At 62.5% G+C, this 12,827-nt stretch carries 10 protein-coding genes; 6 read left to right on the top strand and 4 right to left on the bottom strand.

Going from position 1 to position 12,827, the window contains the following annotated elements:
* Nucleotides 1–6: 6 nt before the first annotated feature.
* Entirely contained in the window at nucleotides 7–1,392 is a 1,386-nt protein-coding gene (locus tag METH_RS06350; protein WP_024089601.1) for an IS1182 family transposase, read from the bottom strand.
* A 31-nt stretch (nucleotides 1,393–1,423) separates the two neighbouring features.
* Between METH_RS06350 and METH_RS06345 the strand changes: the two genes are divergently transcribed.
* The 3 genes from METH_RS06345 (at nucleotide 1,424) to METH_RS06335 (ending at nucleotide 3,451) form a co-directional block, all read left to right on the top strand.
* A complete protein-coding gene (locus METH_RS06345; protein WP_044008347.1) occupies nucleotides 1,424–2,305 on the top strand; it encodes a methylenetetrahydrofolate reductase in 882 nt (293 codons plus the stop codon).
* A gap of 64 nt (nucleotides 2,306–2,369) precedes the next feature.
* Nucleotides 2,370–2,855: a PaaI family thioesterase gene (locus tag METH_RS06340; protein WP_024089599.1), complete on the top strand. Its 486-nt coding sequence runs from the start codon at nucleotides 2,370–2,372 to the stop codon at nucleotides 2,853–2,855.
* Nucleotides 2,856–2,935: 80 nt separating this feature from the next.
* Complete coding sequence (locus METH_RS06335) at nucleotides 2,936–3,451, top strand: DUF2867 domain-containing protein (protein WP_024089598.1); 516 nt, start codon at nucleotides 2,936–2,938, stop codon at nucleotides 3,449–3,451.
* A 77-nt stretch (nucleotides 3,452–3,528) separates the two neighbouring features.
* On the opposite strand, the gene METH_RS06330 is transcribed toward METH_RS06335, so the two are convergent.
* From METH_RS06330 to METH_RS06320, 3 genes are read right to left on the bottom strand one after another with little or no spacing between them, the layout of a single operon-like run.
* Complete coding sequence (locus METH_RS06330) at nucleotides 3,529–4,605, bottom strand: DUF2235 domain-containing protein (protein ID WP_024089597.1); 1,077 nt, start codon at nucleotides 4,603–4,605, stop codon at nucleotides 3,529–3,531.
* The gene (locus METH_RS06325; RefSeq protein ID WP_024089596.1) at nucleotides 4,583–6,880 is read right to left on the bottom strand and encodes a xanthine dehydrogenase family protein molybdopterin-binding subunit; all 2,298 of its coding nucleotides are present in this window, start codon (nucleotides 6,878–6,880) and stop codon (nucleotides 4,583–4,585) included. The genes METH_RS06330 and METH_RS06325 overlap by 23 nt, the downstream gene beginning before the upstream one ends.
* A gap of 48 nt (nucleotides 6,881–6,928) precedes the next feature.
* Complete coding sequence (locus tag METH_RS06320) at nucleotides 6,929–8,080, bottom strand: type III PLP-dependent enzyme (protein WP_024089595.1); 1,152 nt, start codon at nucleotides 8,078–8,080, stop codon at nucleotides 6,929–6,931.
* Between the two features lie 106 nt (nucleotides 8,081–8,186).
* Between METH_RS06320 and METH_RS06315 the strand changes: the two genes are divergently transcribed.
* From METH_RS06315 to METH_RS06305, 3 genes are all read left to right on the top strand, one after another.
* Nucleotides 8,187–8,624, top strand: coding sequence for an Lrp/AsnC family transcriptional regulator (locus METH_RS06315; RefSeq protein WP_024089594.1), 438 nt, complete (start codon nucleotides 8,187–8,189; stop codon nucleotides 8,622–8,624).
* 617 nt (nucleotides 8,625–9,241) lie between these two features.
* On the top strand, nucleotides 9,242–12,316 hold the full coding sequence (locus METH_RS06310) for a valine--tRNA ligase (RefSeq protein ID WP_024089592.1): 3,075 nt from the start codon (nucleotides 9,242–9,244) through the stop codon (nucleotides 12,314–12,316).
* 185 nt (nucleotides 12,317–12,501) lie between these two features.
* Nucleotides 12,502–12,810 (top strand): DUF1330 domain-containing protein, encoded by a 309-nt coding sequence (locus METH_RS06305; RefSeq protein WP_024089591.1) that lies wholly within the window; start codon nucleotides 12,502–12,504, stop codon nucleotides 12,808–12,810.
* Nucleotides 12,811–12,827: the final 17 nt, after the last annotated feature.

Here is a 12,827-nt window from a genome sequence, read left to right as displayed (position 1 = left end):
TTCCTATCAGGCTGTGCGCGTCTGCTGCGGTGCAGGAAAGATCTTGGCCAATTTGCGGATGTTTTGGGCGGTTGCGGCGAGGAGGAATTCGTCATTTGCACCGCATGGGCCACGTAATCGTAGCCTTCCGAGGCCGAGGATGCGCTTGAGGTGCGCGAAGAGCATCTCGACCTTCTTTCGGAGCTTCATGGAGATGTCGTATTGCTTGGTCTTTGCGATGTCTCGGGCGACCTGGCGGGCGTCTTCGTGTTCTTCGCGGGTGATTGATCTGGCATCTGCGTTCGGGCAGCATTTCGCCTTGGACGGGCAGGCCTGGCAGGTCAGTTTCAGGGCACGGTATTTGGTTCTGCCCTGTCCGGTCGGCCCCCGGTTCGGATCGGAATAGTTCCGCCGGAACTGCTTCAGCTCTTGGCCCTCGGGGCAGACGTATTGGTCGTTCTCGGCGTCCCACTCGAAGTCCGCCCGGCTCCAGGTGCCGTCGCTGCGGCCAGATTTGTCGAAGACGGGGATGTGCGGGTTAATCTTGCGTTCAACCAGCCAACCCAGCATCGGTCCGGTGCCATAGGCCGTGTCGGCGATCAGGCGTTCGGGATGCAGGTCGAACTTCTCTTTGACCCGCTTCAACATGGTCTTTGTTGACCCGACCTCTGCTTGCCGGATGGAGCGGGTGGGTTCCACATCCAAGATGACACCATGATCTGTGTCGATGAGATAATTGTCGGAATAGCTGAAGAATGCAGGGCCTTTACGGGCCGCTGTCCATTGGCTGGCGGGATCAGAATGCGAGGTGAACTTGGGTTGCACCTCGCTGGCGGCGCCAAAAGCGGCCTCGTCCAGGGTGTCGAGATACTCGCGCACGGCGCGGGGCGCATCGGCGGGATCGATTTGTCCCGCATCCCATTCTTCCTTCGGCGTCGAGTTCTGCTTGTTGGCATCCGCCTCGATCAGGCTGGCATCGACGGCCATGCGCTGTCCGCTCACCAGACCTTCTTGGATACACCGGGCGACAGTCGTCTCGAACAGGTGCCGCAGCAGTTCGCTGTCACGGAAGCGCCCGTGCCGGTTCTTGGAGAAAGTCGAGTGATCCGGAACCCGGTCGCTCAGATCAAGCCGACAAAACCACCGATAGGCGAGGTTCAGATGCACCTCTTCGCAAAGCCGCCGTTCCGACCGAATGCCGAAGCAATAGCCGACCAGGAGCATGCGGATCAGCAACTCGGGATCGACGGAGGGGCGGCCCGTGTGGCTGTAGAAATCCGCCAGATAGGCGCGGACGTCAGTCAAATCGACGAAGCGGTCGATGGACCGAAGAAGGTGATCCTGAGGGACATGATCTTCCAGCGAGAACTCGTAGAACAGCGACGGCTGCGCCTCCTGCCTTGGTCCCATCATCGCAAATCCTCCCGCCCAATGCGGGAATTGAATCAGTAGTTCAGGCCGCAATCAAGGAGGAGTTTTTCAACAAAATACGCCGCAAAATCTCGAAGCCTCCTTCCGGCTTTGGGACACCGTGCAAGTCCTCGCTCCGATGGACCCGCGGTTTGTATCCGTGACCTATGGCGCAGGCGGCACCACCCGCACGCTGACCCGCGACGCGGTGGCTGCACTGCACAAATCCTCCGGCCTGAATGTCGCCGCGCATCTCACTTGCGTCAACGCTTCCAAGGCCGAAACGCTGGAGATTGCCGACCAGTTCGCCGAAGCCGGCGTGACCGAGATTGTCGCCCTGCGCGGCGATCCGCCCAAGGGCGAAGGCAAGTTCACCCCGCACCCCGACGGTTTTGCCAGTTCAGTGGAGCTGATCAAGGGGCTGGCCTTGCGCGGCAATTTCAACATCAAGGTCGGCGCCTACCCGGACCGCCACCCGGAAGCCGCAGATCAGGCCGCAGACGTGGAATGGCTGAAGCGTAAACTGGATGCCGGCGCGGATGAGGCGCTGACCCAGTTCTTCTTTGAGGCCGAGACCTTCTTCCGCTTCCGCGATGCCTGTGAAAAGGCCGGGATAGACGGCAGCAAGCTCACCCCCGGCATCCTGCCGATCGAGAACTGGAAAGGCGCGCGCAACTTTGCCAAACGCTGCGGCACCATCATCCCTCAGTGGGTCGAGGACGCCTTTGACAAGGCCCTGCGCGACGACCGCGCGGAACTGCTGGCCACCGTACTTTGCACCGAACTGTGCTCGGACCTGCTGGAGGGCGGCGTTGACAAGCTGCATTTCTACACGCTGAACCGCCCCGAGCTGACCCGCGATGTCTGCTTTGCCCTGGGCGTCACACCCAAGGTCTCGCTTCAGAACGTGGCGTAAGGCTTGCGGGCCCCCGCGCGCGGTTTCTAATGGAGGGAATTTCCCCGCCGAGGACCCGCGCGCCATGTTTTATGCTGACAAACCTGCCGACCTGCTGACAGTGGAGCAGATCACCCGGATTTCCGGTCTTGATTTCATGCGCGGCATTTTGGAAGGCCGCCTGCCCGGCCCGCCGATCGCGGAAACGCTGGGCTATCATCTGCTCAGCGTCGAAGACGGCCAGGTTGTGTTTCGCGGCACGCCGGAATTCCCGGTCTGCAACCCGATGGGCACCGTGCATGGCGGCTGGTACGGCACGCTGCTGGACAGCGCCATGGCCTGCGCGGTGATGACCAAAGTGCCTGCGGGGTCGGTCTATACAACGCTGGAATACAAGATCAACATTCTGCGGGCGATCCCGCTGGGCACCACCATCGACTGCAGCGGCACCATCGACCACGTAGGCCGTTCCACCGGTGTCGCGCACGGTGAAATCCGCGGGCTGCAGGACCGGCGGCTCTATGCCACCGGCTCCACCACCTGCATCGTGATGCAGGCGGCCCCGGGCTGACCCGCCTTCCGGGCTTGCCCGCCGCCTCCATCCGTCTATGCTCCGGCGGAGCCGCCGGAAGACCGGAAAGAGGGCTGATCATGCCGCCAAACAGTTTCGGCCGGGCCGCCACAGCCCGCATTCAAATTCTGGCTCCTGCCAAGGAGCTGGATTTCCTGGATACGCAATCCATCGTCCTGCCCGTCCCTGTCACTCCGCTGGCGGCCTGGAACATTATGCACGCGCGGCCTCTGCCTGGCATGAAGCTGGCTGTCCGGCTACGCGATGCGATTTCAGCCTGTTTCGGGGTCAAACGCATCGGCGGTATCAGCCGCACACCGAAAGCGGCGGTCAAAACAGGTGATAAGCTGGATTTCTTTCTGGTGGAGGCCCTGTCGGATGAGGTTCTGACCCTTACCGTCCGGGACCGGCACCTGGATGTGATGACCTGCGTTTCATCCAACAGCGGTGTCTTGTCGGTGACTTCGTCCGTCAAGACGCACAATCTGTTCGGCCGGGTCTATATGATCCCGGTCCGCCCCGCCCACAGGCTGATCGTGGCCCGGACGCTGAAACGGCTGCAGCAAGAACTTGAGCGGCGGGCGCTTGGCGGCTGAACGTCATTGCCGCCGTGACCGTTTCGTCCGGGACCGGTTGCCTGGCTGACGGGCGTAAACCCGGCCGCGCCGGGGCATCAGGTCTTCGAGAACATGGCCAGCCAGCCGCCATCTTCAGCAGCGCCCTGTTTGGCGCCATCGACGCTGCTGTGCAAACGCTCGCTGCCGTCCAGACCAACCCGGCGGCGGCTGCGCAGCAGGAATATCTTGCCCCATCCGCGCCAGGTGCCAACCGAAGGTGCATTTGGGTCCACCGGAAACCGCATACGCCAGTCCAGCGGCAGCGGCAGTCCGCGGTCCTCGGCCTTTTCCAGCATCCAGACCAGCGGAATGTTTGCCTTGGGGCGGGCCTCTTCAAATCCGCCAAGCTGGCCGCCGACGTCACCATGGGCGCCGCGGAACCAAACCTGTTCCACATGACCGCGCCAATCCTTGGGGCAATCCCATAGTACCGGATTGAAAACATCGCGGGTCTCGTCCAGCGCCAGCGCGTGGTAGCCGCTTTTTACGTGGTGGCCCAATTGGTGGTTGTGGAAATTGTGCCGGTTCTCCGCCCAGCGCCACAGCAGCGGCAGACGCAGCCCCAAAGCCTTGACCGTGTCCCAGACGCCGACCATCTCGATCCCGACCTCTTCGTGGCAATGCGCAGCGGTGAAGGCGCCCGATGTCTTTGACCGCCCGTTCAGGCGGTAATGCCGGTAGGCGGTGCGAATGTTGCGCACGGTTGCATGTTCCGCCCTCAAAAGGCCGATCCGGTCGATCACACCGGCCAGCGAGCGCACCGCATAGGCGCCGCGGGAATAGCCTAACAGATAGATCCGGTCGCCGGGACGGTAGCGGGAGGCAAGATACCCATAGGCCCGGCGTATCTGACGGTTGATGCCGCGTCCCATCATCACATCGGGGGCGCTGCCCCAGCCTTTCCACTGCACGCCGGATTCATAAAAGACCGAGACCTCGCCGCTCATTTCACGGCACAGCCGGAACAGCTGCCCGGCATGGGTTTCATGGCCCTCATCCAGGGTCGACATGGTGCCGTCCAGGATAATCACATGGGCTTGCGGCCCGCGCTGCTTGGTTTCGCCGGAATGCACCGAGCGCAGCGGCCGGCCAAGCCACTCAAGAACCTTTTTACTCAGCTGCGTCAGAAACATCCCTAAGCACTTCCCAAACTCTTTGCGGGGTGAACGGCATGTCCACCTGCCGCACGCCACGGTCCCAGACCGCGTCCTGCACCGCATTGGCAACCGCGGCCAGCGCGCCGACGGTGCCCGCCTCGCCGCAGCCCTTCATTCCCATTGGATTCTGGGTCGAGGGCACTGGCTCAGAGGTAAACCCAATCATGGGGACGCCGCTTGCCCGCGGCAAGGCATAGTCCATGAACGAAGCCGTGAGCAATTGTCCGTCTGCATCGTAGACAACCCGCTCCAGCATGGCCTGTCCCAGCCCCTGCGCCACCCCGCCATGCACCTGCCCTTCGGCCAGCATCGGGTTGATCAGATTACCGAAATCGTCAACTACAGTGTAGCGCTCCACGTCCGATTGCCCAGTCTCCGGATCGATAACAACTTCGGCAATATGCGCGCCGTTCGGAAACGACCGCCCAGGCAGCCGGGCCCGCGCCGCGTGACGCTGCAGATCGAGCCGCCCTTGCGCGCGGGCCATCTCTGCCGCTTCCAGCATGGTGGGGGTCAGATTGGAGCCCGGAGCCCGGAAGGTATCGCCATCAAATTCAATCTCATTCTCCTCCACCCCCATCTCCTCCGCCAGGAAGGGGATGAAGGCAGCGATCATCTTCTCCACCGCGGCCAGCGTGGCGTTGGCCTGGGTGGTGACCGAGCGCGACCCGCCAGTGCCGCCGCCGGTTGCAATGCGGTCGCTATCGCCCTGGATCACCTGAATATGGTCCGCCGGGATACCGCTCTGGTCCGCAAGGAACTGGGCATAGACTGTTTCATGCCCCTGGCCGTTGCTTTGCGTGCCGACATAGATATTCACCCGGCCACCCTCCAGAAACTCCACTTCCGCGCCTTCTGAAGGATCGCCCAAAATGCTTTCGATATAGTAACAGACCCCGACGCCCCGGTACTTGCCGCGTTTACCATCTGCGGCGCGGCGGGCGGCGAATCCCCCCAGATCCGCTTCATCCGCGGCGCGGCTCAATACTTTGCCGAAGTCGCCCACGTCGTAGGTCTCTCCGGTTACGGTGCCATAGGGGAAGGCCGCCGGTTTGATAAAATTGCGCCGCCGCAGCTCCAGCGGGTCGACGCCCAGCTCGCGCGCAGCCCGGTCCATCGCCCGCTCAAGCACATAGATCGCCTCGGGCCGCCCAGCGCCGCGGTAAGCATCCACCTGGGTGGTGTTGGTATAAATCCCTTCCACCTGCAGCCAGGCAGTCTGGATGTCATAGGCACCCGCCAGCACCCGGCTGAACAGCTGGGTCTGGATCGGCTGGCCGAAATGCGCGTTGTAAGCGCCAAGGTTGCATCGGGTGCTGACCCTGTAGGCAGTGATTTTCAGATCCTCATCAAAGGCCAGCTCCGCCAGCGAGGTCAGATCCCGCCCGCCGTTGTCGCTCAGCATCGACTCGGTCCTGTCGGCAATCCAGAACACCGGGCGCTCCAGCGCGCGGGCGGCCTGGGCGACGGCAAAGTATTCCGGGTAGGGAAAGGCCTTCATGCCAAAGCCGCCGCCGACATCCGGGATCGTCACTTTGACGTCTGCTTCGTCCAGACGGAACTTGGCCGCCAGCTGGGATTTGATCACCCAGACCCCTTGCCCGCCGAAGGTGAAATGCAGCCGCCCGCCGGCCCATTCAGCAAAGCAGCCGCGCGGTTCCATCGAGTTGACGATAATCCGGTTGTCATCCACCTGCAGCGCAACGCTGTGCGCCGCGGTGCGGAAAGCCTCGGCCGTTGCGGCCTCATCCCCCATGCCCCAGTCAAAGGCGCGATTGTCCGGCGCCTCCGCATGCAGCGGCTCACCGCCGGGCAAGACGTCCAACTTCGCAGGCAGATCATCAATGTCGAGCTCGATCAGCTCTCCTGCATCACGGGCCTGATCCAGTGTCTCGGCAATGACCACTGCCACCGGTTCCCCCACATAGCGCACGCGGTCCCGGGCCAGCATCGGCCGTTCGGGGGCGGCACCGCCGGAGCCATCCCGGTTCTTGACCGTGGTGCCATCCAGAGAGATGTCAATGCCCGCAGCCTCAAGGTCCGCCAGGGTGATAACCGCATGGACACCTTCACACGCGCGCGCATCTTCAACGTTCAACGCGGTGATCACGCCATGCGCCACCGGACTGCGCAACACCCAGGCGCGCAGGGCGCCTGCCGGGGCAGCATCCTCGATGTACTGCCCCTGACCGGTCAGAAACCGCAGGTCCTCGACCCGCTTCACCGGCTGACTGTTACCGAATTTTCCCATGCTTGCCCCCTTGGTCGCGCTGGCTGGCGTTTCGGGGCGAGACTAACCTCAGCGGGCAGCTTGTCCAGACAGCTCGATCACCGTCGCCACGTCAGACAGGCCATAGCCGTTGAAATGCGTGCTCATGGCCGAAGAATAGGCCCCCAGCCCCGGAAACAGCACATAGTCGCCGGTTTCGGCGTCACCAGGCAGCGGCAGCCCGTCAGGCAAACGGTCAAGACTGTCACAGGTCGGACCGAACACAACGCGGGGCTGGCGCAGGCCTGCACGATGGGCGCCGTCCGCCCCTACCACTTCCACCCGGCCCGGCAGACCCATGTCGCGGATATCAACCAGCCCGCCATAGATGCCGTCGTTCAGGAACACCACCTCGCCGCCTTTACGCATCCCCTTGATTCGGGCTGCCAGGGTGAAGCTTTCAGAGACCATCGCCCTGCCCGGCTCGCAGATCAGCGTGGGCCCGTCCGCGCCGAACGCCTGATCCGCGGCGGCACCAATGGCGGCAAAGACTTTCTCCAGATCGGGCGCCACGCCATCCCGGTTAGCCGCAAACCCGCCGCCCACATTAAGACGTGCGATCTTCACACCCGCCGCGTCCACAATCCGCTTGGCAGCGTGGACGTATTCCACCCAAGCGCTTTCGTCCTCGCACTGGGTGCCGGGGTGGAAACACAGCGCAGGCGTCCAGCCAGCTGCCGCCACTTGTTTCAGCAGCTCTATGGCTTCTTCCGGGGCAGCGCCGAATTTGCTCCCGAAATCATAGGCCGCGCCGGCCACCGGCAAGGCAAAGCGTACAGCGACTTCGCAAGAGCGCGGCACTGCGCCCAGTTTCTCCAGCTCGCTGAGCTCATCCACCGACCAGCTGGCGACGCCATGTTCGATCCCCGCGGCGATCTCTGCCTTGGAGCGCATGGGGTTGTTGTAGTGCATTACCGCATCGGGGCTGGCAGCGCGCACTGCCGCCATTTCGGCAGGTGAGGCCACATCAAACGCGGTGATCCCTGCCGCCGCCAGATTGGACAGTACAGCAGGATGCGGGTTGGCCTTAACGGCATAGGTCACCAGCCCCGGAAACCCCCGCTGAAACCGCCCCGCAACCTCATGCAGCACCCGCGGCGAGAAATAGAGGATCGGATGATCCGGCGCGCTGCGGGCCAGATGGGATTCAGGGGAAAGCCAAAGCGGTGGAATTTGCTGCATCAGGAAAAGCCTCGTTCGTTTTATGCATTTTCCGATGATTTCCCGTCGATTCCGCTCGTCATTTCCACTAATGTGACGGAAACCAACGTCATATCGAAGGCAGTTCATGCAAACCGACGACATGGATCAGCGCCTCGTTTCCCTCCTGCGGGAAAATGCCCGCCGCCCGGTTGCCGAGCTTGCCCGCCATCTGGGGCTGGCGCGCACCACCGTGCAGGCAAGGATCGAGCGGCTGGAAGCCACCGGGGTAATCACCGGCTACACCCTCAAATCCTCTGCCGCCTCCCGCCCGCCGCTGCAAGCCACGGTGCTGATGTCGATCGAGCCGCGCTCAGGACCAGAGGTGCTCGCCCGCTTGCGCAGCCTGCCGGGGGTGGAGGTGGTGCACACAACCTCGGGCCGGTTCGACCTGCTGGCCCAGGTGGTGGCGCAAAGCACGACCGAGCTGGACCAGACCATCGACCATATCGCTGAGGCGCGCGGCGTGCGCTCCTCGGAAAGCCTGATCCATCTGGCCACCAAGCTGGACCGCACCGGGCAATAGCCGTCAAACCGTGCGCCCGGCAGCCAACCCCGGAGCAGCTTGGCTGCCGGGCGCATTTGAACTGCGATCCGGTTAGATCAGGTGACACGCCTCCCGCCCCGGCACTTCGGCTTCCGGCAAGCGCGCGGCGCTCTCCGTGCGGGTGACGGGAAACAGCACCCCGCGCAGCAGTTCGCCCCCTTCAGCGCTGGCAGGAACGCCGCCGCATGATCCGGGCCGGCGCATGAGATGAGAACCGGGAGACAAGGGGAGCGCGCCTGGCGGGCGGGCGCTGTCTTCAGCGCCTTCGGCGCGCGGGTTGAGTATTTCAAACCAGAACGACGCGGCAAGTTTTCCTTAACCAGAATCGGCCCACTCTCCCTATGCGGTACAGGCTGCAGAGCCGATGACCGCAACAGGAAGAGGCTGCCCCCGCCGTTGGCAGGATTATCCCTTGCGGACGGACGGCCTGCGTGCGGGGGCGCTTCGGCCTTGCTGTTTTCTGACCGAAAATGCTCAAATCGCGGCCGCCGCCCCCCTGTCACAGCGGCCTGCGGTAAAGAAAACCCCATATCCGGCTTCCCCTTCCCTCAGCCATTGGGTAATTGAACGGCCAATTGCATGAGGGATCTAGACGCATGGCGATGGAAAAGACGTTCAACGCGGCTGAAGCCGAAAGCCGCCTTTACAAGGCCTGGGAAGACGCAGGCTGTTTCAAGGCCGGTGCCAATGCCAAGCCCGAGGCCTCTGCCTATTGCATCATGATCCCGCCGCCGAATGTGACAGGCGTTCTGCACATGGGTCATGCCTTCAACAACACGCTGCAGGATATTCTGATCCGCTGGAAACGCATGCAGGGCTTCGACACCCTGTGGCAGCCGGGCACCGATCATGCGGGCATCGCCACCCAGATGGTGGTTGAGCGGGAGCTGGCGAAAACCCAGCAGCCCAGCCGCGCCGAACTTGGTCGCGAGAAGTTTCTGGAAAAGGTCTGGGACTGGAAAGAAAAATCCGGCGGCACCATCGTTGAGCAGCTGAAACGCCTCGGCGCTTCCTGCGATTTCTCCCGCACCGCCTTTACCATGGCCGGCGCGCATGGCGACACGCGGACGGGGCATGAGAATTCCCCGAATTTCCACGATGCCGTGATCAAGGTGTTTGTGGAGATGTACAACAAGGGGCTGATCTACCGCGGCAAGCGGCTGGTCAACTGGGATCCGCATTTCGAGACCGCGATTTCCGACCTTGAGGTCGAGAACATCGAAGTTGCGGGCCACATGTGGCATTTCAAATACCCGCTGGCCGGCGGCGCCACCTACACCTATGTGGAAAAGGACGAGGACGGCACCGTCACGCTGGAAGAAGAGCGCGACTATATCTCCATCGCCACCACCCGGCCCGAGACCATGCTGGGCGACGGCGCGGTCGCCGTGCACCCCTCGGATGAGCGGTATGCGCCTATCGTCGGCAAGCTGGTGGAAATCCCGGTCGGCCCCAAAGCACACCGCCGCCTGATCCCGATCATCACCGACGAATACCCCGACAAGGACTTCGGTTCGGGCGCGGTTAAGATCACCGGCGCGCATGACTTCAACGACTATCAGGTTGCCAAGCGCGGCGGCATCCCGATGTACCGCTTGATGGATACCAAGGGCCAGATGCGGGCCGACGGCGCAGCTTATGCCGAGGCCGCGGGCATCGCCATGGCGGTGGCCAAGGGTGAACAGACCCTGACCGAGAATGAGGCCGACGCCGTCAACCTGGTGCCGGACGACCTGCGCGGGCTGGACCGGTTCGAGGCGCGCAAACGGGTGGTAGAACAGATCACCCGCGAAGGGCTGGCGGTGATGTGCACCGTCACCAAGACCGATCCCGAGTCCGGCGAAGACGTTGAGGTGCTGGAACCCTACGTCGAGAACAAGCCGATCATGCAGCCCTTTGGCGACCGCTCCAAGGTTGTGATCGAGCCGATGCTGACCGACCAGTGGTTTGTCGACGCCGAAAAGGTTGTCGGCCCGGCACTGGATGCGGTGCGCAATGGCGATGTAAAGATCCTGCCGGAAAGCGGTGAAAAGACCTATTACCACTGGCTGGAAAACATCGAGCCCTGGTGCATCTCGCGCCAGCTGTGGTGGGGGCATCAGATTCCGGTTTGGTATGGGCCGAGCCTTAAGATCGTTCAAGAACCCGGCATGGCGCAGGGCGAAGCCGAAGACTGGGATAACCCAGTAGGCTTTTGCGGTGCTACCTTCAATGAAGCAAAAGAAAAGGCTCAAGCATACTACAATGAGCATTCGCACTTCCCTCTGACGGTTACAGGTGAAGCAGAAAGCGCTCAAGACGCCATCGCCAAGAATGAAGACGGGGATTATTCCGAAGGTGATCCCATTTACCTCTACCGCGACCCCGACGTCTTGGACACCTGGTTCTCCTCCGGTCTCTGGCCGATCGGCACGCTGGGCTGGCCGGAAGACACGGCCGAGATGCAGAAGTATTTCCCGACCTCGACCCTGGTCACCGGTCAGGACATCCTGTTCTTCTGGGTGGCCCGGATGATGATGATGCAGCTGGCAGTTGTCGATCAGATCCCCTTCGACACCGTCTACCTGCATGGCCTGGTGCGCGACGCCAAGGGCAAGAAGATGTCGAAATCCACCGGCAACGTGGTGGACCCCTTGGAGATCATTGATGAGTTCGGCGCCGACGCGCTGCGCTTCTCCTCCGCCGCGATGGCCGCGCTTGGCGGCGTGCTGAAGCTGGATATGGAACGCCTCAAAGGCTACCGGAACTTTGGCACCAAGCTGTGGAATGCGGTGAACTTTGCCCATTTCAACAATGTCTATGATGCGGATACCCCGGCTTATGACTGCCCCGATGCACAGGCGGCGGTGAACCAGTGGATCATTGGCGAGACCGCCAAGGTTAGGGTTGAGGTGGACGCGGCGCTGGAGGCCTATCGTTTCAACGACGCGGCCAATGCGCTTTATGCCTTTGTCTGGGGCAAGGTCTGCGACTGGTACATCGAGCTCAGCAAACCGCTGTTCGGCTCCGAAGATGAGGCAGTGATCGCCGAGACCCGCCAGACGCTGGGCTGGGTGCTGGACCAATGCATGATCCTGCTGCACCCGATCATGCCCTTCATCACCGAAGAGCTGTGGGGCAACACCGCCAAGCGCGAAAACATGCTGGTGCACGCCGATTGGCCGGCCTACGGCACCGAGCTGGTCAATGCAGATGCCGACGCCGAGATGAACTGGGTCATCACCGCGATCGAGAACATCCGCTCCACCCGCGCGCAAATGCATGTGCCGGCCGGCGCCAAGATCCCGATGGTGGTGACCGAATTCTCCGATCAGGCCCGCGCCGCCTGGGAAAAGAACGAGACGATGATCCAGAAGCTGGCCCGCATCACCGCGCTGGAGCAGGTCGACAGCTTCCCCAAGGGCTGCGCCAGCGTGGCCGCCCCCGGCGCCGCCTTTGGCCTGCCGCTGGCGGATGTGATCGACGTGGACGCCGAAAAGGCGCGTCTGGAGAAGTCTCTGGGCAAGCTGGCCAAGGAGCTGGGCGGTCTGCGCGGACGGCTGAACAACCCGAAATTCGCGGCCTCGGCCCCGGAAGACGTGGTTGCGGAGGCCAAGGCAAACCTCGCCGCGCGCGAGGAAGAGGAAGCCAAGGTCAAGGAAGCCCTGGCGCGTCTGGCTGAGATCGGCTGAGCCGGCTGCTTAGCATGTTTCAAACGCCCGCCCTCTCCGGCGGGCGTTTTGCATTTCGCGGCAAGGCCATGAACCCGGCGCAAATTACCGCGGAACGGGGACATTCTTAACAACGGCCCCATTGTCTTTGCCCCGCTTTTGTATCAGCCTGCACTCAACCATAAAAATTAGGGAGGCTGCAGCCCATGCCCAATGACTCCAGGCCCAAAGGATACTGGGTGGCCCATGTGGATGTGCACGACATGGAGCGCTACAAGGATTACATCAACGCAAACGGGCCTGTCTTTGCCGAATACGATGCCAGGTTCCTGGTGCGCGGCGGCGGCAGGGAAGTGCGCGAAGGCCAGTTCCGCTCCCGCACCGTGGTGATTGAATTCAAGGATTTCGAAACTGCAAAAGCCTGCTATGATTCAATGGCCTATCAGGACGCCAAGGCGCTTCGCGATCCGGTCTCGGCGGGTGATATGCAAATCATCGAAGGTTACGGTGAGTAATGCCGCCGGTCCTGCTG

The organism is Leisingera methylohalidivorans DSM 14336, assembly GCF_000511355.1.
Classification (GTDB): domain Bacteria; phylum Pseudomonadota; class Alphaproteobacteria; order Rhodobacterales; family Rhodobacteraceae; genus Leisingera; species Leisingera methylohalidivorans.
The sequence above is the reverse complement of the archived record's forward strand: the minus strand, read 5'-3'. Positions and strand labels throughout refer to the sequence as shown.